The organism is Pseudomonas sp. WS 5027 (assembly GCF_012985695.1).
GTDB lineage: Bacteria > Pseudomonadota > Gammaproteobacteria > Pseudomonadales > Pseudomonadaceae > Aquipseudomonas > Aquipseudomonas hygromyciniae.
Window position 1 is genome coordinate 56,328 of record NZ_JAAQWU010000018.1, and the last position, 25,359, is coordinate 81,686.

Here is a 25,359-nt window from a genome sequence, read left to right on the forward strand (position 1 = left end):
GTTTCGAAATTGTTTCAAGGTCGCCAAATAGGCTACCTTGATGTAGAAAACGGCCCCTGAGTCGCCCACGAACTCAACCTTTTTGCGGCGAAAGGAGACGCTATGATTTTTCCGGTATTAAAAGATCTGCCGCTGCACCGCGTATTGATGCGCACCGTCACAGAATTCATTGATGACGAGATGCCCACCTACGCCTCGGCACTGGCCTACCAGATGCTGTTTTCACTGTTCCCCTTCCTGCTGTTCCTGATTGCCCTGATCGGTTTCCTGCACCTGCCGGACTTCTTCAGTTGGCTGCGCCTGCAATCGGAACTGGTGCTGCCGCCCCAGGCTCTGGAGCAGGTCAACCCAGTGATCGACCAATTGCAGCAATCCAAGGGTGGGCTGTTGTCGGTGGGTATCGTCATCGCGCTGTGGACCGCCTCGGCGGGCGTGCGCCTGATGATGAGCGCGATGAATGCCGCCTACGACGTGGTGGAAGGCCGGCCGATCTGGAAGCGTTTCCCGCTGTCGATTCTCTACACCGTGGGCATCGCCGGCATGTTGCTGGCCGCCGCCGCGCTGATGGTCCTGGGGCCGCAAGTGATGGAGTGGCTGGCCGGGCAGATCGGCATGCAGGAATTTGTCGTTACCTTGTGGACCATCCTGCGTTGGCCTTTGATTGTGATCCTGCTGATGTTCGCCGTGGCTTTGATGTACTACGTGATGCCGGATGTGAAGCAGAAATTTCGCTTTATCACGCCAGGCTCGGTGCTGGCGGTGGTGGTCTGGATCGTGGCTTCACTGGGCTTTGGCTACTACGTCAAGACCTTCGCCGACTACAACGCGATGTATGGCAGCATCGGTGCGATCATTGTGCTGCTGTTGTACTTCTACATTTCCGCCGCGGTATTGCTGCTGGGTGCGGAAATGAACGCGGTGATCGAGCACATGTCTGCCGAAGGCAAGGACCCGGGTGAAAAGGACTTTGGCGAACATCACCCCGATCAAAAACAGCATGTCTCGGGCCTTGGCCGGGACCATTCGATTCCCAAACCCACCCTTGATGAAACCTGACCGATGATTCGTGAAATCCTGAAAATGGGCGACGAGCGCCTGCTGCGTATCGCGCCACCGGTACCACCGGAAATGTTCGATAGCCCCGAACTGTGGCAACTGATCGATGACATGTTCCAGACCATGGAACACGTGGGTGGCGTCGGTCTGGCCGCGCCGCAGATTGGTGTCGACCTGCAACTGGTGATCTTCGGCTTCGAAAGCAGCGAGCGCTACCCGGATGCCCCGGCGGTGCCCCAGACCATCCTGATCAACCCGCTGATTACACCGCTGAGCCCGGTGTTGGAGGAGGGCTATGAAGGCTGTCTGTCGGTGCCAGGGTTGCGTGGTGCGGTGGATCGCTATCAGCAGATTCGCTACGAGGGGTTTGACCCCAAGGGCGAGCCGATTGTGCGGATTGCCGACGGCTTCCATGCGCGGGTGGTGCAGCACGAATGCGACCACTTGATCGGCCGCCTGTACCCCTCGCGCATCACCGACTTCAGCAAGTTCGGGTTTATCGAGGTGATGTTCCCCGACCTGGATCCCGCCGCCGACGCTTAGACCTGACGGCACACGCCCATGGCGATCATCGGCTTGTTGCGTTTATAGCGCACCAGGCGCTCGGCCAGCGATTGTGGCAACACCGTCTGCTGGCTGAAGCCCTGGGCTGTATAAAACCCTTCCAGGTCCGGGTGGCACAGCAGCCATACCGTGCCTTCGACCGGCGCTATCGCTTGCGCGATCAGCCGCGCCGCCAGCCCTTGCCCACGTAATGCCGGATCGACAAACAGCCCGGTCAGCCACTGGCCACCGACCACGGGGCTCAGGCACAGCCCGGCCACAATCTCGCTGTTGCGCGCGACCCACAATTGGCCGCCCTTGAGGGCTTTCATCGATGAGTTGTGGCTGCGGTAGAACTTGTTCAGCAGCGGCCACAGGGGCTCTGCCAGTCGATCAATGTGCAACTCGGGCATGGTGGTTTAACAAACGTGATCAAGGACCGGGGATTATAAGTCGGGCAAAGCGCCTTCTGGTGGGCAATAGGTGTTATACCCCTTGTTACTTCCTCTGTTAGTGGAGCATGCATCATGGCCAAAGGTATGGATTCAAAGAAAGCCGCGAAGAAAAAACCGGCAAAGACCGCCGATGAAAAACGCGCGGACAAAAAAGCCAAGAAGACTGAGACCGGTCTGTTCGGTCACTGAGGAATTCACTGTAGGAGCGAGCTTGCTCGCGAAGAGCGTTAACGAAAACGCGTGTTCGCAGGAAAAACACGGCGCTCTCGAGCTTTTCGCGAGCAAGCTCGCTCCTACAGAGTCATAAATACATTCTGCTCCCTGCACCCCCCCTCCAATACCTGCTCACCATGCTGGCTGATTAATGGCCTTGCATAGCGCCAAGCCCTGTCTATGCTCATCCATAACCACTTATGTCGCATGCCATATGAAGCGTTTCGGGTGGGCGCTTGAATAGTGATTGATGAGCACTATTGAGGCTGTGAATAGATAAGTGTGTATGTCAAAGCGCCGGAAAAAAAGGAGCCTCAGGTTAAATGGATTTACGTGTGTCGGTTAAAGCGGGCCCCGCACGGGGTCGTCAAGAAAAGGATGCCTTGAAACGGGTGTTGCCCCATGGACTCTCCGATTAGCCATCATTTATCTATCGCCTGACACTTGTCCTGCCTTATGGACAGCTGCGTTTGCCTGTTTTGTGGAAAGTTGTACTGGGTCAAATCCAAGAACTAACCGTCATTCAAAGACAGCGCTGAAGGTGATCCGATCATGTTTAACCTGCACCACAAATCCGACCTGCTGGAAATCGAGCGTTTTTCCTGTGCACTGACCCAGGCCCAAGCCAAGTTGGCCGCCATCAGTCGTTCCATGGCGATGATCGAGTTTGATCGCGACGGCGTAGTACTGGATGCCAACGAAAACTTCTGCAAGGTCATGGGTTACAGCGCCGAGGAAGTACGCGGCAAACACCATCGAATTTTCTGTGAAGAGTCCTTTTACCGTAGCGATGCCTACGCCAAATTGTGGCACGACCTGGGCCAGGGCGAACCCATCAGCGGCACGTTCATGCGCTTGACCAAAAGTGGCCAGGAAGTATGGCTGGAGGCCAGTTACATGCCGGTCTATGGCCCGGATAACCAGGTGCAGAGTGTGATCAAAGTGGCTGCGGATATTTCCGAGCGGGTTCACCGCGAGCATGAAAACCAAAGCCTGATCGATGCCATCGGGCGCTCCATGGCGGTCATCGAGTTCACGCCCCAGGGGCAGATCCTCAATGCCAACCAGAACTTCCTGAAGACGGTGCAGTATTCCCTCGGTGAAATCGTTGGCCAGCACCACAGCATGTTCTGTCATCACGCCGAGGTGGAATCACCGGCCTACAAAGCCTTCTGGGCTTCACTGAACCGCGGTGAGTTCCACTCCCATCGTTTTGAGCGGCGCAATAAACATGGTCAGACGCTGTTTCTGGAAGCCTCCTACAACCCAATCTTCGATGCCAACGGGCGTCTGTACAAAGTGGTGAAGTTCGCCAGCGATATCACCGACCAGGTCACCACGTTGCGTACCGCTGCCGATTCGGCCCACGCCACCTCGGTGCAGAATGATGCCTGTGCCCGCAAGGGCTCGGAAGTGGTACAGCAGACGGTGCAGATCATCGAGGAAATCTCCCGCGACCTGAATCAAGCGGCGTTGAGCATCGATGCGGTGAACAAGCAGTCAGACATCATCGGCACCATCGTCCAGACCATTCGCGGGATTGCCGATCAGACCAACCTGTTGGCGCTTAACGCGGCCATTGAGGCGGCGCGGGCCGGTGAGCATGGCCGTGGGTTTGCGGTGGTGGCAGACGAGGTGCGCAGTCTGGCGGCGCGTACCAGCCAGGCGACGCTTGAGATTGTCGACGTGGTGCGCAAGAACCACGACTTGTCCCTGAGCGCGGTGTCGAGCATGCAGTCGAGCCTGAGCCGTACCGGGCTGGGGGTGGAGTTGGCCAATGAGGCAGGGCAGGTGATCCTGGAGATCCAGGAAGGCTCGCGGCATGTGGTGGACGCCATTGGCCAGTTCAACTCGACCCTGCAACTGCAATAGTGCCTCTGTGTAGGAGCGAGCAAGCTCGCTCCTACAAAGGGCGTGGGCTGAGTCAGATTGCGGCGAGGGCGTCTTTGACGGCCTTGATCTGCGGATCAGCAGTCTTCTCGGCGAACTGTTCCGCTACCTGCATCTTTAGGCGATCAGCCACTTCCTGGGCAATAGCGTCTTGTTGTTCGACAGGCATCGCTTTTACATCTTCTTCGGTCAGGCCTTTTTCCAGCAGGATCTGATCGCGGATGCGCTCGGCCGGGGTCTTGGTCATATAGTCGGTGAAATCTGCGCGGGCCTGGCTGCTGGTCGCAGTGGTCGGCGTGGCGCTGGTCGGCGGTGTCGCTTGCAACTGCAGGCGGGTCTTGGCAAACGCGGCATCCACGTTGCTGGCCGTGGTGTCAGTGGCCTTTTGCGTGGTCTGCACCTGGGTTGCGGCAGCAGCGTTCTGCACGTTCTGCATCACGCCGCTGTACAGCGCACTGGCGGCGGCGTTGGCGGGGTCCAGGTCGGGGCGTTTGGACTGTTGGATCACGGACGAGACTTGGGTATTGACCAACATGATCGGGCACCTATGGGTTTGAACGATACAGAGGGTTTAGCAATTAGCGTGCCGAGGGCCAATGCCCCGAATTCATTGGCTTTGAGAGCATTGCTTCGTCATGAGGTGTGCCGCCAGCGGCGAATGTTTGCCGCCAGCGGCCATGGGCGATCAGGTGCTTGACCCCCTCGGCCTGCACGAAGCGATGGCCGTCGAGGGCGAAGGGTCAGTGAGGGTGAAGCGGTAACGATCTTTCGAGGCCTCGAAGAAGGTCTTGCCGATCCTGCCGCAGGCACCGGTGAGCAGTACGTTGAGTCCTTTCATCGTGTAATCCTTAGTTGTGACCGTCGAGGGCAAAAGCCTGGAAACCTGGGCGCTGGCTGAGTAGGGCGTAGTACGCGTCCACCGCCGGGTAGGCAGGGCGCCCCATGGGCGTCATCCGCCAGCGGTGCACTGACAGGCCGATCAGGATATCGGCCAGGGTGAAGTCGTCCCCGGCCACATAGGCGCCGGTTTTGATCAATTGCTGTTCCAGCAGTCCCATCTTGTCGTTCCAGCCGCGCACGCCGGCGGCAATGCGCTGCGGGTCCTGAAAGTCCGGGTTCTTGCGCACCAGGGCATGGAAGGCGTAGCCCCAGGATGGGTTGAGCTCGGTGGCTTGCCAATCCATCCATTGCTCGACCCTGGCCCGTGGCGCGGGGGCGGCGGGCAGCAGGTCGTGGCGTTGGTGCAGGCCCACCAGATAGCGGCAGATGGTGTTGGACTCCCATAGCACGCCGTTGTCATCGACAATCACCGGCACTTGGGCGTTGGGGTTCAGGGCGAGGAATTCGGGTGACTGGGTAGGCGTGAAGCCGATGCCCCAATCTTCACGCTCGTAGGGGATAGCCAGTTCCTGGCAGGTCCACAGGACTTTTCGTACGTTGATGGACGAAGTGCGACCCAAGATTTTCAGCGCGTGTCCCATGGTGCTTCCCTGGCTGGTATGAGCTGGGCAATTTAGCAGGGGCGCGCAAGGACAGCGATAGGGTTAAGTGGGCACGCTCAAAAATGTGGGAGCGGGCAAGCCCGCTCCCACATCGGTTCAGGTACTCTCGCGCACCTTCAACTCAAACCCCATATCCACCACCGGCCGGGCGATCTTGTTGCCTGCCATCACCGTCAGCAAATGCTCTGCTGCGCGTCGGCCGATGGCCTCGCGTGGGGTGCTGATGCTGCTCAGGCGCGGCACCATGAAGCTGGAGGCGGGCAGGTCGTTGAAGCCCAGCACTGCGATTTGCTCCGGCACCTTGATCCCGTGGCGCAAGGCTTCGAGCAGGGCGCCGTGGGCCAAGTCATCGTTGCCGAAAAAAATCGCATCCACGTCCGGATGGCTGGCCAGCAGTTGCAGGAACAATTCGCCACCCAGGCCCACCGACGAGGGGCGTGGGGTCAGCAGTTCCAATGCCGGGTCATACAAACCGGCCTTCTGCAGGCCCTGGCGGAAGCCTTCGCCGCGCAGCAGCGTGCGCTGGTCCAACTGTGCGCCAACATAAGCCAGGCGCTTGCGACCCCGGGAGATCAGGTGCGCTGCCGCGGTTTGGCCGGCACTGATCTGCGAGAAGCCCACGCAGTTGAGGCCGGCGGTGGGGTCCAGATCCATCATGTACACGCAGGGCACATTGCTCGACTCCACCATGCGCCGGGCGCTTTCGGTGCGATCAAAACCGGTCAGCAGCAAGCCCCGTGGCTGATAGGCCATGTAGTTGCGCAGCAGGTTTTCTTCTTCGTCCCGGCAATAGTGGGTGTTGCCGATCAGCACTTCGAAGCCCTTGGGCCGCAACACCTGGTGAATGGCCTCCAGGGTTTCGATAAACAGCAGGTTGGACAACGAAGGCACCAGCACCACCACCGACTGGCTGCGTGCCGAGGCCAGGGCGCGGGCGGCCGGGTTGACCACGTAGCTCAGCTCGGCGGCGGCTTTCTGCACTTTTTCCACCAGTTCGGGGGCCACGGTGCTGATGCCGCGCAAGGCGCGGGAGGCCGTGATCGGACTGACGCCCGCCAGGCGGGCAACTTCATTGAGGGTAGGGCGCCCCGTCGTGCGGGTATTTTTATCGTTCTTGGAGGTCATCAGGCGGCTTGCCAAACAAAAATCGAGGCACTAAGGTAGCGCTGTCTCCAAAGGCCTGCAAATACTTGCGCAACGGGTTGCCTGATCCTTGCTCAAACGGTTGGAGCGGATGCACGCGTCACTCCATAAAAATGACAATTAGGCGCGGGAAAAGCCTGTTTTTGCACTAGCCTTAGGGCGTGCAAAGGTAGCGCTATCTGCGTCCTGAGGTGTTTCATGAGTCAACCTGTTACCGCCCTGGTCATCATGGGTGTTTCCGGCTGTGGCAAGTCCAGTGTCAGCGAGGCCCTGTGCCTGTTGAACGGCGCCACCGCCATTGAAGGCGACAGCTTTCACCCGGCTGCCAATATCGAAAAGATGAGCGCAGGCCATCCTCTCAACGACGACGACCGTGCCGGCTGGCTGGATATCCTCTGCGATGAGCTGCGCCGTGCGCTCAAGGCCGGCGAGCATCCGGTGCTGACCTGTTCGGCGCTGAAGAAAAAATACCGCGATCACCTGCGCGAAGCCGCGCCGGGCCTGGGGTTTGTCTTCCTGGAACTGACCCGCGAGGTGGCCGCCGACCGCGTATCCCATCGCCCTGGTCATTTCATGCCGGCCAGCCTGATCGACAGCCAGTTCGCCACCCTCGAATCGCCCATCGGCGAGCCGCTGACCCTGGCCCTCAATGCCAGTGAAGACAGCATCGAGGCGTTGGCCAAGCAGACCCACGCCTGGTGGCTCAAGCACGGCTTTGAACCTTCCCGATGATTTTTTGCCCGAAAGATAGCGCTATCCGACGGCATAGAATTCAACACCCGCTTTAATAACAACAACAAACAGGAGACGACCCCCATGTTTGGCATGTCCCACGAGTCTTACCTGCTGCTCGATGCAGTAGTCACCATCATCGGGCTGATCGTGTTGATCACCCGGTTCAAGGTTCACCCCTTTATTGCCCTGATCATCGCCGCAGGCTTTTTGGGCCTGACTTCGGGCATGCCCGTGGACAAGATCATCAAGGCCTTCCAGGACGGTTTCGGCGGGGTGCTCGGGTTTGTCGGGATTATCCTGGCGCTGGGTACGATGCTCGGCAAGATGATGGCCGAATCGGGTGGTGCCGATCAGATCGCGCAAACCCTGATCCGTGCTTTCGGCAAGGACAAGGTGCAGTGGGCGATGATGTTCGCCGCCTTCCTGGTGGGCATCCCGCTGTTCTTCGAGATCGGCTTTGTGCTGCTGATCCCGCTGGTGTTTATCGTCGCGCGTCGCACCGGCGTGTCGCTGATCAAGATCGGCATCCCGCTGCTCGCCGGCCTGTCGGCGGTCCACGGCCTGGTGCCGCCGCATCCGGGGCCGCTGTTGGCCATCGGCGTGTTTGGTGCAGACATCGGCAAGACCATTCTCTACGGTCTGATCGTTGCCTTGCCGACCGCCATCATTGCCGGGCCGATCTTCGGTACGTTCATCGCCAAGCACATCCCGGGCAACCCGTCCCAGGAGCTGGTGGATCAACTGGCCCGCGAGAACGACTCGAAAAACCTGCCGAGCTTCAGCATCACCCTGATCACCGTGCTGCTGCCGGTGTTCCTGATGCTGCTCAAAACCTTTGCTGACATCGCCTTTGCCGAAGGCAATGTGGTGCGCAACTGGATGGACATGATCGGCCACCCGATCAGTGCCTTGCTCCTGGCGTTGCTGCTGTCGCTGTACACCTTTGGCCATCGCCAGGGCATCCACTCCAAGCAGATCCTCAAGCTGCTCGACGCCAGCCTTGCGCCGACCGCCGCGATCATCCTGATCATCGGTGCCGGCGGTGGTTTCAAGCAGATGCTGGTGACTAGCGGCGTGGGTGACGTGATCGGCCATATGGCGGTGACGGCGCAGATCAACCCGATCCTGCTGGCTTGGCTGGTGGCGGCGGTGATTCGCATTGCCACAGGTTCGGCGACCGTGGCCACCATTACCGGTGCGGGCATTGTGGTGCCGGTGGTGGGGATGGTGCCGGGGGTCAACCTGGAGTTGCTGGTGCTGGCGACAGGGGCGGGATCGTTGATTCTGTCGCACGTCAACGATGCGGGGTTCTGGCTGGTGAAGCAGTACTTCAACATGACCGTGGCCGAGACGTTCAAGACGTGGACGGCGATGGAGACCATCCTGTCCATCGTGGCACTGGGCTTTATCATGCTGCTGTCGTTGGTGGTGTAAACCCCATCAAAATGTGGGAGCGGGCTTTCCCGCTCCCACATTCGTTATCGGGTGGTTATCAGGCTTTGGTGACCAGCCCATCAGCCCGGAACATGGCCCGAATCCCGCGCACCGCCTGGCGAATGCGGTCCTGGTTCTCGATCAGCGCAAAGCGCACATGGTCATCGCCATACTCACCAAAGCCGATCCCCGGCGATACACACACCTTGGCTTCGAGCAGCAACTTCTTGGCAAATTCCAGCGAGCCCATGGCGGCATACGCCTCGGGAATCTTCGCCCAGACGTACATCGACGCCTTCGGGTTCTCCACCATCCAGCCCAGCTCATGCAGGCCCTTGACCAGCACGTTGCGGCGTTGGCGGTACTGCTCGGCAATGTCTTTCACACATTGCTGGTCACCTTCCAGCGCGGCAATGGCCGCCACTTGCAGCGGGGTGAAGGTGCCGTAGTCGTGGTAGCTCTTGATGCGCGCCAGGGCGTTGACCAGTTCTGCGTTGCCGACCATAAAGCCAATGCGCCACCCGGCCATGTTGTAGCTCTTGGACAGGGTGAAAAACTCCACCGCAATGTCCTTGGCGCCCGGTACCTGCATGATCGACGGGGCTTTCCAGCCGTCGTAGACGATATCGGCATAGGCCAGGTCGTGGATCACCAACACGTCGTACTGCTTGGCCAGGGCGATCACCCGTTCGAAGAAATCCAGCTCCACGCACTGCGCCGTGGGGTTGGACGGGAAGCCGAGGATCATCATCTTCGGCTTGGGGATCGAACCGCGAATCGCCCGCTCCAGCTCGGCAAAAAAATCCACGCCGGGAATCAGCGGTACCGAGCGCACCTGGGCACCGGCAATCACCGCGCCGTAGATGTGGATCGGGTAGCTGGGGTTGGGCACCAGGACCGTGTCGCCCTGGTCCAGGGTGGCCAGCATCAAGTGCGCCAGGCCTTCCTTGGAACCGATGGTGACGATGGCTTCGGTTTCCGGGTCGATATCCACTTCGTAGCGATCCTTGTACCAGCGCGAAATAGCGCGGCGCAGGCGCGGGATGCCTTTGGAGGTGGAGTAGCCGTGGGTGTCTTCACGCTGGGCGACGGTCACCAGTTTTTCCACGATATGCGGTGGAGTCGGGCCGTCGGGGTTACCCATGCTCAAGTCGATGATGTCTTCGCCGCGCCGACGCGCAGCCATCTTCAGCTCGGCAGTGATATTGAAAACGTAAGGGGGGAGTCGATCTATGCGCGCAAAGCGGCGCGGCGAACCTTGGTCTGCCATTGTTGCCTCGGAGTACGTAAGCGCCCGGAACCGTCCGAGCGACGTCGGCCACTGCGGTGGCCTGCGGGGCAGACAATACGGGCGATGACAGCCGGTTGTCCAGATGGCGTAGGAAATTTTTCGATCTGGAGTGTGAAGTGGGTATGCCCCTATACTCGGTATGGTTTTGGTCACTCACCCATGGAGATTGTGCAGATGAACCAACAGGCAACGCTACCCTTGGAACCCCGCATGGAAGAGGGCAAGGCCATGGTGATCGCCGGGGTCGGCGGTCATTACGGCAAGGCTACGCTGGGGGATATTCCGAAATTGTGGGAGTTGTTCGACACCTGCATCAAGGACATCAAGAAGCGCATTGGCGGCGTGACCTACGGCGTTTGCTACAACGCCACAGAGGAAGAATTCGATTACATCGCTGGGGTCGAAGTCCCGGCCAAGGGCGATGTGCCAAGCAACTTTGAGTCCATAGACGTGCCGGCCAATCGTTATGCGGTCTTTGCACACTACGGGCCGGTGTATGCGCTGTCGCAGACCTATGAGCGGATCAAGTACGAGTGGTTGCCGACTTCGGGTTACAAGGTGGCGGGACCGGATTTGGAGCGCTACAGCGCCGACTTCGATGTGGATAAGGGTACCGGCACCGTGGAAATCTGGCTGCCTGTCGAGAAGTCTTGAGGCACAAGGCTGAGCTGCCTCGGCAGCTCAGCCGGTAGCATTACTGGCTGAGTAGTCGCCCGATAAAAGACTCGCTGTAAATGCGTAGCACACCACTGCTTTGCAGTTTTTCGCCCGGTTGTACCAACTCCAGTGTGTCGATATAGGAACGCTCGGGCCGTCCTTGCGGATCCTGCCAAGCCGTTGCCCTACCTTGCTCGCCAAAACTGGGGTCCAACTGACCGGTCAACGTGTGCCTGAACAGTAGAACCCGGTTGCCATTATCGGTACGTGCCAAAGCAACAATTTTCCCATCGTTCTGGGTCACGACATCGGTATAGGAGTTAATAATGTCGTCAGTCTCCAGCGGTTTTCCTCCATGGAACTGCGGGTTGGCTTGACCGTTGGCGAGTAAGCTGGCGACGAAGTTCATCTTTGAAGGCAAGTTAGAGTCCCCCCCCACGACAGCTATTTGACCATCCGGGCCCTTCGCGAGCGCTGAGATTTGTTTATTTTCATTATTTGAAAACTGCAGTTCAACAAACCCTCCATTACCGAAACTGGAGTCCAGCTCAGCATCGTGCAGGAACCCCATCATGAATGTCTTCCTGATGGGGGCTTTGGCATTAGCTTTGGTTTCGGCTTCGGTTCTGGCACCGGCAATCACAAACCCCCTGCTGGTGATCAGTAAAGTGTTCAAAAGGGTACTTTTTGAATCAATTGGGCCGATACGCCCAAAGTTGATCAGTTCGCCGCTGGCGCTGAGCTGAAAGATAAAACTGTGGGTGCCATCATGGAATACAGAAACGATCTTGTTATCGGCTTGCACCGCCAACCCCCCTCTGGGAAGGAAGCCGGTGTAGATTTTTTTCCCGAGATCTCTGGTTCCCGCAACGCCAAACAATTTATCCGTGTCGCCGTTGTGTGCATTGAAGCGAGTAATAAATGCTGTGGACTCGAGTCCACGCGCAGTCAATAACAGGGGTTTGCCGTCGGGTTGAATGGTCAGGCGAACGAGGATGGTGCGCTTGTCGGTGTCCTGAGGAAAAGTTACAAAGTTTAAATCCTGTTCTCCAGCAGGTGTATGTTTGGTGACGACGATACGGGTTTTAGTTTCGACTGACTCCAAGCCTACCGTAATGGTTGAGCCATCGCTGAGAGTGCGCGAAAGTCCCCCGGAGTGTCGGGCGATAACAGTGCCGTTTTTAGTGGGAGAGTTGCCAAACGAAAGGTCTGGGGCTCCAGCGCTATTGATCGGGTGGTTGTTGGACGAAATGCTCATGGTCACTCTCCATGGGGAAGTTTGGAATTCCCATTCCTGCTCGCTGTAGACGTTGAGCGACAACCTTGGTAGTTCAGTAAAAACCCAGGGCGAAAGCCTGTATAGCTGTGAAAGCTGACAGTAGACAGCTCAGGTTTTGTATGGAGTTGCAGTCGTTCAATAGAGACTGTTCTTTACCCGCTCCGGCATCTCCCGGTCATAGGCCTCTGCATCAAATTGCCCATCATTCAAACGCTTGTGAATGGCGCCCGCTGACGGCAACGTCGAGCGCTCCACATGCTTGTCCGGGTTCCAGCAGTCGGAGCGCACAAAGGCTTTGGAGCAGTGGAAATACGCAGCGTCCACCTGCACCACAATCACCGACCGCGCTGGCTTGCCATTCACCGCAAAGCTTTCCAGCAACTGAGGCTCGATGGAGATCTGCGCCCGCCCATTGACCCGCAACGTCTCACCGATCCCCGGGATGATAAACAGCAAGGCGATGCGCGGGTCCACCAGCAGATTGCGCAAGGTATCGAGCCGGTTATTGCCCGGCCGATCCGGAATCGCCAAGGTGCGCTCATCGATGATGCGCACAAACCCCGGTACATCGCCCCGAGGCGAGCCGTCGAGGCCATCAGGGCCGCAAGAACTGACAATCACCAGCGGCGAGGCTTTCACCATCGCCTGGTAATCCTCATTGAGAAACCCGATTTCCTTGTGTACGGCGCGCTCGTGGGGTTTGCCGTAAAGGGTTTCGAGCTGTTCGAGGCTGGTTAGCATGGGCGTCTCCTTGTGCGTAATCAAAACAGTAGCGCCAACCGCCGCTCATAGCCAACCCGCCCCTTATACGCCTCGCCCCGATCTACCCAGCCTTGCTGCAAGTACAAGCCCATCGCCGCCACATTGTCGCTGTCCACTGACAGCTCCAATGCGGTGATCTGCGGCCAGGCCAGGCGGGCGGCGGCAGGCAGGGCTTGCAGGCAGGCTTTGCCAAAGCCTCGGCCCTGTTGGTGGCGATCGACTTGCAGGGCATGCAGGGTGGCGCTGTGTTCGTCGGCCCAATGGGGCTGGCAGGGCGCTCGTTTGAGCAGGAGGAACGCCACCGGAACCTCATCGGCCAACAGCGCAAGGCCTTTGACGCCAGGGCTTGGATTGACCAGCAGGGTGTTGAGTGCGCAATACATGTCGCCGCAAAACGGCAACTGCTGCGGGTGAACTTCGATGGCGCCGACTTGCTGTTTTTGCACAGCATTCAGCGCCTCGTAGGCGACGAGACGGGTTTGCATCGGAGTGACCGAACGGCTGCAAAGAAGCGCGCAGTCTATCGGATTTGTGCCATGTGCAATTTTTTTTCAGCAAGCTGTCGATTGGCCGGCGGGGTAGTCGACCAAGGGTGTCTTGCGTGATTTTCCACCCCCAGGAGTATCGCCATGAGCACCGCAATCACCACTCTGATCGAACAATGGAAACAAGCTGTCGTCGCCGGTTACCAGCGGATCAATGGCCAATGGAAGGTGGTGCATGGGCATTGGTCCACGCCTTTTGATAGGCAAAGCGGCGCCGGTCTGTTCGACCTGAAACCTTGATCACAGCCAACTATAGTCAGTAGTCCGAAAACGGAGAACGCCATGAAATGCCTGTGCCAGGTCTACAGCGCCGAAGCCTTACGGTAGTGGCCGCATACTCGCGGCGCAGGCATCCCGGCGACGCGGGTCGGCAGTGTGGAAGTGCGTCCCGTGCGTGAATTGAATCTCTGACCCCAACAATCATGACTCAGGAGGTTTATCCATGAACACTCAACCCGCTGCATTCGAACTGTCCATCAGCCGCGTCATCGACGCACCACCGAGCCGGGTGTTTCGCGCCTGGACCGAGCCTGCCTTGTTGCAGCAATGGTGGGGCCCCCACGGCATGACCACGCCGGAGTGTGAAATGAACCTGTGGGTCGGTGGCCTGTTTCGTACCTTGATGCGCGCGCCGGATGGCAGCGAGTACCCGACCCAAGGTGTATTCCTGGAGATCGACGCGCCGCGCCGCCTAGTGTTTACCGATGCGTTCCTGCCTGGCTGGATTCCATCAGGCAAGCCGTTCATGAGCGCCGAAGTGACGTTCGAGGAGGTCGAGGGCAAGACCCGCTACACCGCCCGCGCCATGCATTGGAGTGAAGCCGACAAACAGGCCCACGAAGCCATGGGCTTTCATCAGGGGTGGGGCGAGAGCCTGGATCGGCTGGTGAGCCTGGTGACCCAGAGCCTGCCGGATTGACGGTCAAGGCCCGGGGCGAGGCGGTCTGCCGCAGTGACTCGCGGCGCATCCTGGCGACCTTGATTCGCCTGCTGGGGGCGTTCTGTCGGCAATTGGGGCGTATGAAAGAGGCGCGCCAGGCCTACGAAAAAAACCTGGTCCTGCCCCAGCAAATGTCGGAAAAACGCTTTATCGAACGCCGCCTTGCAACCTGTACCGACTCCCCCGTGTAGGAGCCGGTTTGCCGGCGATGGCGATTTCACGGTCGCCATCGTCGGCAAGCCGCTCCCTCAGGCGCTATTCGAGCATCTTTTCCAGTAGCCAACTGCCCGCCGGGCCGGGCGGGTGTTGCCGTGACCACAAGGCATCCACCGCCACCGAGCGTGGCCAGCCGCGAGCCTTGAGCTCCACCAGTTGACCATTGGCAAAGCGCTCCACCAACCAGCGCGGCAACGGAGCCCAGCCAAAACCGAGGATGGCCATTTCCATCAGCATCAAAAAGCTGGGGGCGGACCACACTCGGCCGGTCAGCCGGTTTTCATTGGGGTTGATGATGCTTGCCAGGCGCAGCTCGCGATGTTGTTGCAGGGTTTGTTGATCGATGCCATCGAGGCTGGCCAGCGCATGCAGCGGGGAAACAAACAGCGCAAGTTGCGAGCCCTCCTCGAGGGTGGCGTGGGTCAGGTCTGGCGGGTAGACCTCCTGCGCCTCGATAAATGCGAGCTGCGCCCGCCCGCTTTGTACCAGGGCGATGAGGTCTTCATATTCGGCAATCAGCCACTCCAGTTCCAGGTCCGGATAGCGCTGTTCCAGGGCACTGAGCAGCGTTTCGAAGCGCCCCGACTGATAGGTGTCGGACATGGCAATACTGAGCTTGGGCTCCAGCCCCTGGGACAACTGGCTGGCGGCAAGCTCCAGGCGGCTGCTGGCCTCCAGCACCTGCTCGGCTCGTTGTAGCAGGACATGCCCGGCCGGGGTCAGGGTGGGTTTGCGGCTGCTGCGGTCGAACAGCACCACGTCCAGATCAATCTCCAGGCTGGCCACGGCGGCGCTGACCGTCGATTGGCTCTTGCCCAGTTTGCGCGCCGCCGCAGAAAACGAGCCTTGGGTCGCCGCCTGCACAAACGCTTGCAACACTTCATGAGAAGCCATGATCTATCGCCTTGATCGATGGTTATTGATTATTAAGTATCGGTTTTGCGGGCGATGATGGCAACCCAAGACATTCGCAGAGCAACACTTATGAACATCACCAAGTCCGTCACCGAACGCGTTTGCCAGGCCCTTGGCTTCGAAGGCCTGGCCTTGCTGATCTGTACCCCGTTGCTCGTCTGGATCACCGGTCGGCCGGCCCTGGAAATGGGCGCGGTGACCCTGGCCATCAGCGTGTTGGCGCTGACCTGGAACATGATTTTCAACAGCGTGTTCGACCGCCTCAAGGTGCGCCTGCAACTGTCCAACAGCGTCAAGACCCGAATCATGCACGCCCTGCTGTTCGAGGGCGGGCTGATTCTGTTCGCCGTGCCACTGATTGCCGCGTGGCTGAACATCAGCTTGATGCAGGCGTTTGTCCTGGATATCGGCGTGCTGCTGTTCTTCCTGCCGTACACCTATGTGTACCACTGGGGCTACGACGTGCTGCGGGAAAAACTCCTGTGTAGGAGCGAGCTCGCTCGCGAAGGACGCTAACGATGATGCGGGCATCCTGAACGTACGCGGCGCTCTCGGGTTCTGCGCGAGCTTGGCTGTCGACCACCTTGAGGGGGCAACGTTAACGACGTGTCGACAACTGCTGAGGGGCGAGGAAGGCGTCGTGGAAGTAGTCGCGGAACGCCTGCATCGCCGGGGTGAACGCGCGTTCGCGGTGCCAGGCCAGGCCGACGCTCATGGGCGTGACCTTGTCGGTCACACTCACGGTCTCGATGCGCTTGCCTTCCAGTGACCAAGGGCGGTGTACCAGGTCGGATAGAATCGCAACGCCACTGCCATTGGCCACCATACTGCGCACGGCTTCTACCGAACTGGTGCGCAGCCGCACCTTGGGCGCTTGCCCGGCCTGTTCCCAGTAGCGCATGGCACTTTGTTCAGCCTCATCCACAGTCAGCAGGATGTAGGGCTCCTGCGCCACATCGGCCAGGCTCACTGCACGGCGTTCGCACAGCGGGTGGTGGCTGGGCAGCCACAGGCGGCGTTCGGAATTGAACAGGATCTGCGAGACGATATCCGGGTGGGTAAGGTTGGCGGTGAGCACCACCGCCATATCGAACTGGCCATCCAGCAGCCCCTGTTCGATGGCCTGGCGCTCCTGCTCGAAGACCTCGATGGTCACGTCCGGATGCCAGTGCTCCATGCGTTGCAGGTGGTGCGGCAGGAAGTAACCCAACACCGTGTAACTGGCCGCGACCCGCAGCACGCCACTGGCGCGGTAGTCCGGCAGCGGGCTGTTCAGGGCATCGTCGACACTGCGCACAATCACGTAGGCGCGGTTGAGAAAATGCCGACCGGCATCGGTCAGGTTCATGCCCTGGGCCGAGCGCACAAACAGCTGGGCGCCGAGTAGGGCTTCCAGCTCCTTGATCGCAGTGGTCACCGCCGACTGGGAGATGTTCAGGTGAAGCGCCGCCTGGGAAATCTGGCCGATTTCGGCGGTGGCGACAAAGTAACGAACCTGGCGCAACGTCAGGGACATACAGATTTCTCGTGGTGGTATCTGATTTTCAGAAGATGGCCCATCTGATAATAGATCTTCCCAAGGGGTCAAGGGCCAGCCTATTTTCGATGGCACGAACTCTTGCGGAGCAGGCCCGATGCAAACAGTGGATTTCAATTCGGACATGGGCGAAAGCTTTGGTCCCTGGACCATCGGCGACGGTGTGGATCACGAGCTGATGGCGTTTATCAGCTCCGCCAACGTAGCCACCGGCTTCCATGCTGGCGACCCCGGCACCATGCGCCGCACCATCGAGCGCGCCAAGCAGTTGGGCGTGGCTATCGGCGCCCATCCGGGGTTCCGCGACCTGGTGGGTTTCGGCCGCCGCCACATCAACGCCCCGGCCCAGGAATTGGTGGACGACATGCTCTACCAACTGGGTGCCCTGCGTGAATTGGCGCGGGTGCAGGGCGTGACCTTGCAACACATCAAGCCCCATGGCGCGTTGTATATGCACCTGGCCCGTGACGAAGAAGCCGCGCGCCTGCTGGTGGAAAACCTGCAGCGCCTGGAGCCTGAACTGCTGCTGTATTGCATGCCAGGCTCGGTGATCTGGCGCATCGCCAAGGAACTGGGGCAGCCGGTGGTACGCGAGTTTTATGCCGACCGTGAGTACGATCTGTCCGGCTCCATCGTGTTTACCCGCAACGTACGCGCCCTGGACCCGGCAACGGTGGCAGCGCGGGTGCTGCGTGCCTGCCAGACCGGCCTGGTGCGCACCGTCGAAGGCGAAGACCTGTTTATCGAATTTGATTCCATCTGCTTGCACAGCGATACACCGGGCGCCCTGGATCTGGTGGAAGCTACCCGCAGGGCCCTGGACCAGGCGGGGATCGCTGTGGCATCTGGCAGACCTGATGTGGCGAGCCCGCTCGCCACAACAAGCGCGCAGGCCACAAGAAGCCTGCCAACCACAACAAGCTCCACCGTCACATGGTTTTTTTGCCTGCCTTTCTACAATGATTCCAAGAGGAACAGACATGGCTGAAACATCCCCGATTCGCTACAGCTTTGGCGCTGATGAGCATTTGTTCGCCGAGGTCAGCGAAAGCATGTCCCTGGAGGCGTTCTTCAAGGGTATGGCGGTCACCCGTGCGGTGCAGCGCCTGGAACTGCCCGGCGTGCTGGATATCTGCCTGGCCAATGCCTCGTTCCAGATCCGCTTCGACCCGGACCTGATCGCCCCCCATGTGCTGCTCGACGCGGTGCAAACCGCCGAGGCCCAAGCGGTGGCCGAACGTACCTTGCATACACGCATCATCGAGATTCCGGTGCTCTACAACGACCCCTGGACCCATGAAACCCTGATGCGTTTTCGCGACCGTCACCAAGACCCCACCGCCACTGACCTGGAGTACGCCGCGCGGATCAATGGCCTGGCGGATGTCGAGGCGTTTATCGCTGCCCACAGTGGTGCGCCGTGGTTTGTGTCGATGGTCGGCTTTGTGGCCGGCCTGCCGTTCATGTTCCAGATGGTCGAGCGCGAGCGGCAGTTGCAGGTGCCCAAATACCTGCGTCCACGCACCGACACGCCGAAGCTGACCCTGGGCCACGGCGGCTGTTTTGGTTGTATCTACTCCGTGCGCGGCGCCGGTGGCTATCAGATGTTTGGCGTGACCCCGGCGCCGATCTACGACCCGGCCCAGCAATTGGCCTACCTCAAGGAACATATGGTGTTCTTCCGCCCCGGCGATATCGTGCAGTTCAAGCCCATCGACCGGGATGCCTACGACCTGGCCGTGGCCGAAGTAGAAGCAGGGCGTTTCGATTTGCGCATTCGCCCGGTGGAGTTTTCCCTGGATGCTTTTTTTGCCGACCCGATCGGCTACCCGAAAACCCTGCAGGAGGCGCTTCTATGATCAAGGTGCTCAAGCCTGGCCTGGCGACCTCCGTGCAGGACCTGGGGCGCGAAGGCTATTACCACTTGGGAATCCCGCCGTCCGGCGCCCTGGACCAGTACGCCTTGAGTGCGGCCAACCACCTGGTGGGCAACCCGGCGGGCGCGGCAGGGTTGGAGTGCACGCTGATCGGCCCGGAGCTGGAGTTTCAACAGGATGGGTTGGTGGCGTTGAGCGGCGCGCTGATGTCGCCGCGCCTGGACGGTGAAGTGGTGCACCAGGACACGGCGTTCCAGGTGCGTGCCGGGCAGGTGCTGCGGTTTGAGTTTCCCGTGGCCGGTGCGCGGACCTATCTGGCGGTGGCCGGGGGGATTGACGTACCGCTGGTGCTGGGTAGCCGCTCCACTTACACCCTCGGTGCGCTGGGCGGGTTTCACGGGCGACGCTTGCAGGAGGGGGATGTGTTGCCTATCGGCCAGACCCGCGGGCAAGGCCGGGCCGGCAACAGTTTGCCGATGGCCCTGCGCCGCTCGGTGGGCGGCGATGTGACCTTGCGCGTGGTGCCGGGCTTGTATTACGAGCGTCTGACGCCCGAGGCCAAAAGCAGCTTTTTCGCCGAGCCCTGGACCGTCGGCTCCGAGGCCGACCGGATCGGCTACCGCTTCAAAGGCGGCAGTGCCTTGAGCTTCCAGCCCCGGCAGCAACCGTTTGGCGCCGGCTCTGATCCATCGAACATCGTCGACAGCTGCTACCCCATCGGCTCGATCCAGGTCCCAGCCGGCCTGGAGCCAATCGTGCTGCACCGCGATGCCGTATCCGGCGGCGGCTACGCGATGATCGGCACGGTGATCAGCGCCGACCTGGATCTGATAGGGCAGATGCAGCCCAACCAGCGCGCGGGGTTTGTCGCGGTGACGTTGGAAGAAGCGCTGCAAGCGCGGCGGGTCTACAAGAAGCGGCTCAAAGCAATGGCCGGGTTGTTCGTCTGACTCCCCCAATCGAACCTGTAGGAACCGGCTTGCCGGCGATAGCAGAGGTGTTGAATGTTATGCCCTAATCGCTGTACAGGTCTCTACACAACTTTCAGACACTGACGACCTCCCCTGTGGCGAGCGGGCTTGCCCCGCGCTGGGCTGCGAAGCAGCCCCAAAGCCGGCCCCTACGGTTTACCTGATACACCGCATTCGGCTTACTGGGGCTGCTTCGCAGCCCAACGCGGGCGATGCGGCGTTCCGACAAGCCCGCTCGCCACAACAGCCCTCTCTGCCAGGATCTCAGCTCCTACAGAGTTTGGGGGGGGCCAGGGTCAGAAGAGTTGGGTGAACAACCAGTACAAGCTACCCGACAACACAATCGCCGCCGGCAACGTCAGCACCCAGGCCATCAACAAGTTGCGGATGGTCTTCATCTGCAAGCCGCCGCCATTGGCGACCATGGTCCCGGCCACGCCCGAAGACAGCACATGGGTGGTGGAGACCGGCAAGCCGAACATGTCGGCAGCGCCAATGGTCAGCATGGCCACGGTTTCTGCCGAGGCGCCTTGGGCGTAGGTCAGGTGGGTCTTGCCGATTTTCTCGCCGACGGTCACCACAATGCGCTTCCAGCCGACCATGGTGCCCAGGCCCAGGGCGATGGCCACGGCGATCTTCACCCACAGCGGGATAAAGCGCGTGGCGTTGTCGATCTGTTGCTTGAACAGTTGCAGCTTGCCCTGGGTGTCGGCATCGAAGTTGCCGACCTTGCCCTTGTCCATCAGGCGAATGGTTTCGCTGGTCAGGTACATGTCGTTACGCACGTTGCCCATGGCCTCGGCGGGCACCTTGGCCAGGGAGCCGTAGCCTTTCACTTGTTCGCCGATATGCCCGGTCAGGGCGGCGAGGGCGGGGATCAACTCGGGCGTGACGTCCTTGGTGCGCACATAGGTCGACAGCGTCGGTCGCGGATCGGCGGGGGCTGCTTGCGGCGCGCTCTTGACCAGGGCTTGCTGGGTGACTTCTGCCACGGCGGCAAATTGCAGGGATTGATCGGCCGGCATGGTGCGGTTCAGGGCGTAGGCCATGGGCAGGGTGCCCACCAGGATCAACATGATCAGGCCCATGCCTTTCTGGCCATCGTTGGAGCCGTGGGCAAAGGATACGCCGGTGCAGGTCACGATCAGCATGCCGCGAATCCACCACGGCGGCGGGGTGTTGCCCTTGGGTGCCTTGTACAGCGAGCGGTTTTTCACAAAGGCCCGCAGCGCCAGCAACAGCAGGGCGGCAAAGCCGAAACCGATCAGTGGTGACAGCAGCAGTGCATAGCCGATCTTGATCGCCTGCGCCCAGTCCACGCCGCTGGTGCCGTCACGGCCATGCATCAGGGCATTGGCCACGCCAACACCGATGATCGACCCGATCAGCGTATGGGAAGACGACGCCGGCAGGCCCAGCCACCAGGTGCCCAGATTCCACAGGATCGCCGCGATCAGCAGGGCAAAGATCATCGCAAAACCCGCGGAAGAGCCGACCTGCAGGATCAGCTCCACCGGCAGCAAGGCAATGATGGCAAAGGCCACCGCCCCACTGGACAGCAGCACCCCGAGGAAATTGAAGAACCCCGACCAGACCACGGCGAATTGCGGCGGCAGCGAGTTGGTGTAAATCACCGTGGCTACGGCGTTGGCGGTGTCATGGAAACCGTTGACGAACTCGAACCCCAAGGCAATCAGCAACGCCACGCCCAGCAGCAGGAACGGTGTCCAGGTGGTGACCACCGTGCCCAGTTCGTGCATGTCGTGCATCAGGCTGTAGGCGGTGAACAACAGGCCCATGGCGAGTACGGAAAAGAACATGATCACCGTGAGCAGGCTGGGTTTGCTGTCCAGTTGCGGTTTTGCGTCAGTGGTGGCTGCCTGGTGGGAGGCAGTCAGGGAAGGGGTGGCCATGCCGGTGCATCCAGTGTTGGGAGGATGTCGCCCATGATCGTTGCAGAATGTTACGGAGGTGCTGCGTCAAATCAGTGTTTGGTGCAGTCAGCCCGCCGCTGGTCCAAAAAAACCTCGGAACCTATGTGGGCGCGGCGGGGCGAGGATTTGTATCTAACCTGGAGCACTGCTATCGCGGGCAAGCCCGCTCCCACACAAGCCCGCTTTCACAGGTTGATAGCATTTCGGGCTTAGTAATCCTGGCGCTTGCGAAATGCCCACCTGCCGGCAATCAAGGTGAATGTCGCCACCAACGCCACCAGGATCCAGAACCCTTCGGGGTCCTGGGAGAGCGGCACGCCACCGACGTTCATGCCAAAGAAGCCGGCGATGATATTGATCGGCAGTGCCAGTACCGTCACCACCGTCAGGGTAAACAGCGTGCGGTTGCTTTGTTCGTTGAGGTTGGCGGCGATTTCTTCCTGCAACAACTTGATCCGTTCGCCCAGGGCCGTGAGGTCGTCGATGATCAGGGCAAACTCTTCGGTGGATTTGCGCAGCTCCTTCACGTCTTCCTTTTGCAGCCACTGCGGCGGGCGGTTGAGCAGGCGCAGCAGCGAGCCCGGCTCCAGCGCCAACAGGCGTTGCAGGCGCACCAGCACGCGGCGCATGGCCCCCAGTTCGGCGCGGTTGGTGGACAGGCGCGAGGACAACAACTGGTCTTCGATCTGGTCGACGCTGAGGCTGGTCTTGCGCACGATCTGTGTCAGCACCTCGCCTTGATCGCGCAGCAGATGCACCAGCAATTCCAGGGGCGAGCGGAAATGCTCGCCGGCCTTTACCGATGAGCGCAGCTTGTCCACCGAGTGCAGAGGTTGCAGGCGCGCACTGATCAGCAGGCGGCTGCGGGCGCAGACCCATAAGGTAGAAATGTCCGAGGACATCATGCTGCTGAAGTTGAACACCACGTCGTTGACCACCGCCAGCAAGGCTGAGTCCACATGCTCGATACGGGTGGAGCGCGAGCCTTCGTGCAAGGCCTCGAAGAACTCTGGCGGCAGCTCCAGGTGCGCCTGCATCCAGCGCTGGCAGGCCGCGTGTGCCAGGTTCAGGTGCAGCCACAAAAATTGCTCGGGATCGGCCGGGGCTTGCAAGGCCTTGAGCACGGTCGCCGAGTCGATCTGCTCGGCCTTCTCGCCGGGCCGGAAACGGAAACCGTAAAGCAGGCCAAACAGGTCCGAATCCTGATGGCCGTGATCGATGCTGTGGTTCATGGCGGCTCGCAGAGGAAGGCGACAGGTGCGCGTCGCGCAATCATTGCAGGGGGATTTGACAGTTTTGTGTCAGTCAGCACCGACCCTCAGCCAAGTAAGCTTTTGTCCGTATGACCGTCCATCCACCAGGCTCAAGAAGCGTCTAGCTCGGCCGATTTAGGGTGCAAGCATTGTGTTTGCCAACAGGGATGTTGCGGTGCAGGTCCCCATTTCCCTGTTGCGAGGCTTTTCCCCGATGAGTTTTTTGCGAAAGTCCTTGAGAGCACAGATCCTGTCGCTACTCGGTGGCAGCCTGTTGGCAATGTTGTTGATTGCCCTGGCGTGTTTTCATTTTCTCTCCAGCGGTGTGCAGAGTTATCGCAGTTTGCTCGAGGGGCCGTTGCAGACCTCGCAACTGATCGATGAAGCCAACCTGCAATTCAAAGTCCAGGTCCAGGAATGGAAAAACGTCCTGCTGCGTGGCAAGCAACCCCAGGATTTGGACAAATATTGGGGGCAGTTCCAGGATCGGCAACGAGAAGTGCAGGGTATCCTGGCGCGCCTGGTGGCCAGCACCGCAGACGATCAAGGCTTGAACCGTCGCCTGGAAACTTTGCGCCAGGAGCACCAGTTGCTGGGCACCGCCTACCAGAAAGGGCGTGACGCTTACGTGGCCGCCGGGGCCGATGCCGCTGCCGGGGATAACGCGGTCAAAGGTGTGGATCGCGCGGTGAGCGAGCAGATGAGTGCGTTGGTCACGCAACTGCACGAGCAGGGCAAGCAGCAATCCCTGGCGATCAGCGCCTATGCCGAACGTACGGTGATGTTGGGTTTGGCGGTGATGGTGTTGTCCGGGATGCTGATCGGTCTGTTCAGCCTGTGGTTGATCAACCGCAACCTGATTTTGCCGATCCGTGGCTTGATCGACTATGTGGCCCAATTGAGCCATGGCCGTTTTGCCGAGCGCGTTGCCAGCCATCGCCAGGATGAACTGGGCCACTTGGCCCAAGCCGCCAACACCTTGCGCGACTTTCTCGCTGAAACCTTCGGCCGCCTGCAACGCAGTGCCAAGGATCTGGTAAGCGCCAGTGGCGAGCTGAATTCGATTGCCGGACAGATGGCGACGGGCACCCAGGACCAGTTCAGCCGTACCGATCAGGTGGCGACGGCGATGACTGAGATGTCCGCTACCGCCCAGGAAGTCGCACGCCACGCCGCCAGTGCTTCGCGGGCGGCGGACGAGGCCGATCATTCGGCCCGTGAAGGCGGCCAGGTGATGCAAGTGACCATCGCCACCATCGGCCAGATGCGCAACGAGATCCTCAACACCGGTGGCATCATCCGCCGCCTGGAGGCAGACAGCGTGCGCATCGGCACGGTACTGGAAGTGATTCGCGGCATCGCCGAACAGACTAACCTGTTGGCCCTCAATGCGGCGATCGAAGCTGCGCGGGCGGGTGAGGCCGGGCGTGGGTTTGCGGTGGTGGCCGATGAAGTGCGCAGCCTGGCGCAACGCACGGCGGCGTCGATCATCGAGATCAACCAGATTATCCAGGCGGTGCAGACGGGCGCGGGGGATGCCGCTGAGGCGATCATCAGCGGCCAGTCATGCAGTGATGAGAGTGTCGAAAAGGTCACTCAGGCCGGGGCGATGCTCAGTCATATCACCCAGGCGGTGGAGGCGATCCGCGACATGAACCGGCAGATTGCCACGGCGGCCGAAGAGCAAACGTCGGTGGCCGAGGATATCTCGCGCAACATCACGCAAATCACCACGGTGGCTACCGCCAACCTGGACAATGTGCAGCGCACCGAAGCAGCCAGTCATAACCTGCGGGGCCTGTCTACCGAGCTCAATGAAGTGACGGCGCGCCTGAGCGCCTGAGCAGACACAACTGCGCCGCCCGAAGGCGGCGCGTTGTGTTGCCGGGGTAAATTAAGTGTCTTGCTTGTTTTCCAGCACTTCGCCGGTCTTGGCGTCGAGCTTCACGTCCCATTTCTTGCCAGTGGTGTCGGTCAGGTCGACTTCGTAGACCAGGCGCCCGGCTTCGTTGTCCAGCTCGGTGTCGTTGATGGTCGCGTTGGCGTGTTTGGCCAGGGCGGCGGCATTCAGTTGTTCAAATGCCTTCACGGCACCCGATTGCAGCAGGCTTGGAATCTGGTCCGGGCGAACATCGGCCTGGGCCAAACCGGCAGTCAGGGTCAGGGCGGCAGCGGCAAACAGAGCGGTCAGATTTTTCATGGTGTAGTCCT

Annotated in this window: 25 protein-coding genes and 4 pseudogenes; 15 read left to right on the forward strand and 14 right to left on the reverse strand. The window is 60.2% G+C overall.

Annotation, left to right across the window (positions count from 1 at the left end; translation table 11 throughout):
• The first annotated feature begins 102 nt into the window (after positions 1 to 102).
• Both HBO09_RS20900 and def read left to right on the forward strand, forming a co-directional pair.
• Positions 103 to 1,056, forward strand: coding sequence for a YihY/virulence factor BrkB family protein (locus HBO09_RS20900; RefSeq protein WP_169998995.1), 954 nt, complete (start codon positions 103 to 105; stop codon positions 1,054 to 1,056).
• Between the two features lie 3 nt (positions 1,057 to 1,059).
• Positions 1,060 to 1,599 carry a peptide deformylase gene (gene def, locus HBO09_RS20905; protein ID WP_169998998.1) on the forward strand — a complete coding sequence of 180 codons (540 nt, stop codon included), beginning with the start codon at positions 1,060 to 1,062 and terminating at the stop codon, positions 1,597 to 1,599.
• On the opposite strand, the gene HBO09_RS20910 is transcribed toward def, so the two are convergent.
• A complete protein-coding gene (locus tag HBO09_RS20910) occupies positions 1,596 to 2,012 on the reverse strand; it encodes a GNAT family N-acetyltransferase (protein WP_169999001.1) in 417 nt (138 codons plus the stop codon). The two genes, def and HBO09_RS20910, sit on opposite strands and share 4 nt — an antisense overlap.
• 807 nt (positions 2,013 to 2,819) lie before the next feature.
• Here HBO09_RS20910 and HBO09_RS20915 point away from each other — a divergent pair.
• Positions 2,820 to 4,139 carry a PAS domain-containing methyl-accepting chemotaxis protein gene (locus tag HBO09_RS20915; protein ID WP_169999004.1) on the forward strand — a complete coding sequence of 440 codons (1,320 nt, stop codon included), beginning with the start codon at positions 2,820 to 2,822 and terminating at the stop codon, positions 4,137 to 4,139.
• A 52-nt stretch (positions 4,140 to 4,191) separates the two neighbouring features.
• Here HBO09_RS20915 and HBO09_RS20920 read toward each other — a convergent pair whose 3' ends face one another.
• The 4 genes and pseudogenes from HBO09_RS20920 to HBO09_RS20935 form a co-directional block, all read right to left on the reverse strand.
• Entirely contained in the window at positions 4,192 to 4,692 is a 501-nt protein-coding gene (locus HBO09_RS20920; RefSeq protein ID WP_169999007.1) for a hypothetical protein, read from the reverse strand.
• Positions 4,693 to 4,896: 204 nt separating this feature from the next.
• A pseudogene (locus tag HBO09_RS20925) lies at positions 4,897 to 4,995 on the reverse strand (NAD(P)-dependent oxidoreductase); the annotation flags it as partial.
• A 10-nt stretch (positions 4,996 to 5,005) separates the two neighbouring features.
• Complete coding sequence (locus HBO09_RS20930) at positions 5,006 to 5,638, reverse strand: glutathione S-transferase (protein ID WP_169999010.1); 633 nt, start codon at positions 5,636 to 5,638, stop codon at positions 5,006 to 5,008.
• A 117-nt stretch (positions 5,639 to 5,755) separates the two neighbouring features.
• Positions 5,756 to 6,787 (reverse strand): LacI family DNA-binding transcriptional regulator, encoded by a 1,032-nt coding sequence (locus tag HBO09_RS20935; RefSeq protein ID WP_169999043.1) that lies wholly within the window; start codon positions 6,785 to 6,787, stop codon positions 5,756 to 5,758.
• A 213-nt stretch (positions 6,788 to 7,000) separates the two neighbouring features.
• On the opposite strand from HBO09_RS20935, the gene HBO09_RS20940 reads away from it, so the two are divergent.
• Positions 7,001 to 7,534, forward strand: a complete 534-nt coding sequence (locus HBO09_RS20940) for a gluconokinase (protein ID WP_169999013.1) — start codon at positions 7,001 to 7,003, stop codon at positions 7,532 to 7,534.
• An 84-nt stretch (positions 7,535 to 7,618) separates the two neighbouring features.
• Entirely contained in the window at positions 7,619 to 8,971 is a 1,353-nt protein-coding gene (locus HBO09_RS20945; RefSeq protein WP_169999016.1) for a GntP family permease, read from the forward strand.
• A gap of 58 nt (positions 8,972 to 9,029) precedes the next feature.
• Here the strand turns inward: HBO09_RS20945 and alaC are convergent, their stop codons facing one another.
• Complete coding sequence (alaC, locus tag HBO09_RS20950; RefSeq protein ID WP_029296464.1) at positions 9,030 to 10,241, reverse strand: alanine transaminase; 1,212 nt, start codon at positions 10,239 to 10,241, stop codon at positions 9,030 to 9,032.
• Between the two features lie 195 nt (positions 10,242 to 10,436).
• Here alaC and HBO09_RS20955 point away from each other — a divergent pair, with 195 nt between their 5' ends.
• A complete protein-coding gene (locus HBO09_RS20955; RefSeq protein WP_169999019.1) occupies positions 10,437 to 10,916 on the forward strand; it encodes a GyrI-like domain-containing protein in 480 nt (159 codons plus the stop codon).
• Positions 10,917 to 10,956: 40 nt separating this feature from the next.
• On the opposite strand, the gene HBO09_RS20960 is transcribed toward HBO09_RS20955, so the two are convergent.
• The 3 genes from HBO09_RS20960 to HBO09_RS20970 all read right to left on the reverse strand — a co-directional run bounded on the left by HBO09_RS20960 (position 10,957) and on the right by HBO09_RS20970 (position 13,445).
• On the reverse strand, positions 10,957 to 12,177 hold the full coding sequence (locus HBO09_RS20960) for a hypothetical protein (RefSeq protein WP_169999022.1): 1,221 nt from the start codon (positions 12,175 to 12,177) through the stop codon (positions 10,957 to 10,959).
• 156 nt (positions 12,178 to 12,333) lie between these two features.
• Positions 12,334 to 12,939, reverse strand: coding sequence for a pyridoxamine 5'-phosphate oxidase family protein (locus tag HBO09_RS20965; protein WP_169999025.1), 606 nt, complete (start codon positions 12,937 to 12,939; stop codon positions 12,334 to 12,336).
• Between the two features lie 20 nt (positions 12,940 to 12,959).
• Positions 12,960 to 13,445, reverse strand: a complete 486-nt coding sequence (locus HBO09_RS20970) for a GNAT family N-acetyltransferase (RefSeq protein ID WP_169999027.1) — start codon at positions 13,443 to 13,445, stop codon at positions 12,960 to 12,962.
• Positions 13,446 to 13,622: 177 nt separating this feature from the next.
• On the opposite strand from HBO09_RS20970, the pseudogene HBO09_RS20975 reads away from it, so the two are divergent.
• From HBO09_RS20975 to HBO09_RS20985, 4 genes and pseudogenes are all read left to right on the forward strand, one after another.
• Positions 13,623 to 13,745 (forward strand): annotated as a pseudogene (locus HBO09_RS20975) (DUF4440 domain-containing protein); the annotation flags it as partial.
• Between the two features lie 102 nt (positions 13,746 to 13,847).
• Positions 13,848 to 13,916: pseudogene (locus HBO09_RS29030) on the forward strand (YciI family protein); the annotation flags it as partial.
• A 31-nt stretch (positions 13,917 to 13,947) separates the two neighbouring features.
• Positions 13,948 to 14,424: an SRPBCC family protein gene (locus tag HBO09_RS20980; RefSeq protein ID WP_169999030.1), complete on the forward strand. Its 477-nt coding sequence runs from the start codon at positions 13,948 to 13,950 to the stop codon at positions 14,422 to 14,424.
• Positions 14,421 to 14,636 (forward strand): hypothetical protein, encoded by a 216-nt coding sequence (locus tag HBO09_RS20985; protein ID WP_169998886.1) that lies wholly within the window; start codon positions 14,421 to 14,423, stop codon positions 14,634 to 14,636. Before HBO09_RS20980 ends, HBO09_RS20985 begins: the two co-directional genes overlap by 4 nt.
• Before the next feature lie 64 nt (positions 14,637 to 14,700).
• Here HBO09_RS20985 and HBO09_RS20990 read toward each other — a convergent pair whose 3' ends face one another.
• Positions 14,701 to 15,555 (reverse strand): LysR family transcriptional regulator, encoded by an 855-nt coding sequence (locus tag HBO09_RS20990; protein ID WP_169999033.1) that lies wholly within the window; start codon positions 15,553 to 15,555, stop codon positions 14,701 to 14,703.
• Positions 15,556 to 15,645: 90 nt separating this feature from the next.
• On the opposite strand from HBO09_RS20990, the gene HBO09_RS20995 reads away from it, so the two are divergent.
• Positions 15,646 to 16,092, forward strand: coding sequence for a multidrug/biocide efflux PACE transporter (locus HBO09_RS20995; protein ID WP_169999035.1), 447 nt, complete (start codon positions 15,646 to 15,648; stop codon positions 16,090 to 16,092).
• Positions 16,093 to 16,174: 82 nt separating this feature from the next.
• Here HBO09_RS20995 and HBO09_RS21000 read toward each other — a convergent pair whose 3' ends face one another.
• Positions 16,175 to 17,092: a LysR family transcriptional regulator gene (locus HBO09_RS21000; protein ID WP_169999038.1), complete on the reverse strand. Its 918-nt coding sequence runs from the start codon at positions 17,090 to 17,092 to the stop codon at positions 16,175 to 16,177.
• 118 nt (positions 17,093 to 17,210) lie between these two features.
• Here HBO09_RS21000 and HBO09_RS21005 point away from each other — a divergent pair.
• From HBO09_RS21005 to HBO09_RS21015, 3 genes and pseudogenes are all read left to right on the forward strand, one after another.
• Positions 17,211 to 17,966 (forward strand): annotated as a pseudogene (locus HBO09_RS21005) (5-oxoprolinase subunit PxpA); the annotation flags it as partial.
• Positions 17,967 to 18,093: 127 nt separating this feature from the next.
• Entirely contained in the window at positions 18,094 to 18,972 is an 879-nt protein-coding gene (locus tag HBO09_RS21010) for an allophanate hydrolase subunit 1 (protein WP_169999504.1), read from the forward strand.
• Complete coding sequence (locus HBO09_RS21015; RefSeq protein WP_169999503.1) at positions 18,969 to 19,940, forward strand: biotin-dependent carboxyltransferase family protein; 972 nt, start codon at positions 18,969 to 18,971, stop codon at positions 19,938 to 19,940. Before HBO09_RS21010 ends, HBO09_RS21015 begins: the two co-directional genes overlap by 4 nt.
• Positions 19,941 to 20,257: 317 nt before the next feature.
• On the opposite strand, the gene HBO09_RS21020 is transcribed toward HBO09_RS21015, so the two are convergent.
• Both HBO09_RS21020 and HBO09_RS21025 read right to left on the reverse strand, forming a co-directional pair.
• The gene (locus HBO09_RS21020) at positions 20,258 to 21,874 is read right to left on the reverse strand and encodes an inorganic phosphate transporter (protein WP_169999502.1); all 1,617 of its coding nucleotides are present in this window, start codon (positions 21,872 to 21,874) and stop codon (positions 20,258 to 20,260) included.
• Between the two features lie 230 nt (positions 21,875 to 22,104).
• On the reverse strand, positions 22,105 to 23,127 hold the full coding sequence (locus HBO09_RS21025) for a transporter (RefSeq protein ID WP_169999501.1): 1,023 nt from the start codon (positions 23,125 to 23,127) through the stop codon (positions 22,105 to 22,107).
• A 235-nt stretch (positions 23,128 to 23,362) separates the two neighbouring features.
• Here HBO09_RS21025 and HBO09_RS21030 point away from each other — a divergent pair, with 235 nt between their 5' ends.
• The gene (locus HBO09_RS21030) at positions 23,363 to 24,991 is read left to right on the forward strand and encodes a methyl-accepting chemotaxis protein (RefSeq protein WP_169999500.1); all 1,629 of its coding nucleotides are present in this window, start codon (positions 23,363 to 23,365) and stop codon (positions 24,989 to 24,991) included.
• Positions 24,992 to 25,042: 51 nt separating this feature from the next.
• On the opposite strand, the gene HBO09_RS21035 is transcribed toward HBO09_RS21030, so the two are convergent.
• Positions 25,043 to 25,348, reverse strand: a complete 306-nt coding sequence (locus HBO09_RS21035; protein WP_169999499.1) for a PepSY domain-containing protein — start codon at positions 25,346 to 25,348, stop codon at positions 25,043 to 25,045.
• Positions 25,349 to 25,359: the final 11 nt, after the last annotated feature.

Excerpts from the sequence above, each read along its gene's own strand:
- HBO09_RS20900 (WP_169998995.1), top strand. The coding sequence starts at position 103 with ATGATTTTTCCGGTATTAAAAGATCTGCCGCTGCACCGCGTATTGATG.
- def (WP_169998998.1), top strand. The coding sequence starts at position 1,060 with ATGATTCGTGAAATCCTGAAAATGGGCGACGAGCGCCTGCTGCGTATC.
- HBO09_RS20910 (WP_169999001.1), bottom strand. The coding sequence starts at position 2,012 with ATGCCCGAGTTGCACATTGATCGACTGGCAGAGCCCCTGTGGCCGCTG.
- HBO09_RS20915 (WP_169999004.1), top strand. The coding sequence starts at position 2,820 with ATGTTTAACCTGCACCACAAATCCGACCTGCTGGAAATCGAGCGTTTT.
- HBO09_RS20920 (WP_169999007.1), bottom strand. The coding sequence starts at position 4,692 with ATGTTGGTCAATACCCAAGTCTCGTCCGTGATCCAACAGTCCAAACGC.
- HBO09_RS20930 (WP_169999010.1), bottom strand. The coding sequence starts at position 5,638 with ATGGGACACGCGCTGAAAATCTTGGGTCGCACTTCGTCCATCAACGTA.
- HBO09_RS20940 (WP_169999013.1), top strand. The coding sequence starts at position 7,001 with ATGAGTCAACCTGTTACCGCCCTGGTCATCATGGGTGTTTCCGGCTGT.
- HBO09_RS20945 (WP_169999016.1), top strand. The coding sequence starts at position 7,619 with ATGTTTGGCATGTCCCACGAGTCTTACCTGCTGCTCGATGCAGTAGTC.
- alaC (WP_029296464.1), bottom strand. The coding sequence starts at position 10,241 with ATGGCAGACCAAGGTTCGCCGCGCCGCTTTGCGCGCATAGATCGACTC.
- HBO09_RS20955 (WP_169999019.1), top strand. The coding sequence starts at position 10,437 with ATGAACCAACAGGCAACGCTACCCTTGGAACCCCGCATGGAAGAGGGC.
- HBO09_RS20960 (WP_169999022.1), bottom strand. The coding sequence starts at position 12,177 with ATGAGCATTTCGTCCAACAACCACCCGATCAATAGCGCTGGAGCCCCA.
- HBO09_RS20965 (WP_169999025.1), bottom strand. The coding sequence starts at position 12,939 with ATGCTAACCAGCCTCGAACAGCTCGAAACCCTTTACGGCAAACCCCAC.
- HBO09_RS20970 (WP_169999027.1), bottom strand. The coding sequence starts at position 13,445 with ATGCAAACCCGTCTCGTCGCCTACGAGGCGCTGAATGCTGTGCAAAAA.
- HBO09_RS20980 (WP_169999030.1), top strand. The coding sequence starts at position 13,948 with ATGAACACTCAACCCGCTGCATTCGAACTGTCCATCAGCCGCGTCATC.
- HBO09_RS20990 (WP_169999033.1), bottom strand. The coding sequence starts at position 15,555 with ATGGCTTCTCATGAAGTGTTGCAAGCGTTTGTGCAGGCGGCGACCCAA.
- HBO09_RS20995 (WP_169999035.1), top strand. The coding sequence starts at position 15,646 with ATGAACATCACCAAGTCCGTCACCGAACGCGTTTGCCAGGCCCTTGGC.
- HBO09_RS21000 (WP_169999038.1), bottom strand. The coding sequence starts at position 17,092 with ATGTCCCTGACGTTGCGCCAGGTTCGTTACTTTGTCGCCACCGCCGAA.
- HBO09_RS21010 (WP_169999504.1), top strand. The coding sequence starts at position 18,094 with ATGGCTGAAACATCCCCGATTCGCTACAGCTTTGGCGCTGATGAGCAT.
- HBO09_RS21015 (WP_169999503.1), top strand. The coding sequence starts at position 18,969 with ATGATCAAGGTGCTCAAGCCTGGCCTGGCGACCTCCGTGCAGGACCTG.
- HBO09_RS21020 (WP_169999502.1), bottom strand. The coding sequence starts at position 21,874 with ATGGCCACCCCTTCCCTGACTGCCTCCCACCAGGCAGCCACCACTGAC.
- HBO09_RS21025 (WP_169999501.1), bottom strand. The coding sequence starts at position 23,127 with ATGAACCACAGCATCGATCACGGCCATCAGGATTCGGACCTGTTTGGC.
- HBO09_RS21030 (WP_169999500.1), top strand. The coding sequence starts at position 23,363 with ATGAGTTTTTTGCGAAAGTCCTTGAGAGCACAGATCCTGTCGCTACTC.
- HBO09_RS21035 (WP_169999499.1), bottom strand. The coding sequence starts at position 25,348 with ATGAAAAATCTGACCGCTCTGTTTGCCGCTGCCGCCCTGACCCTGACT.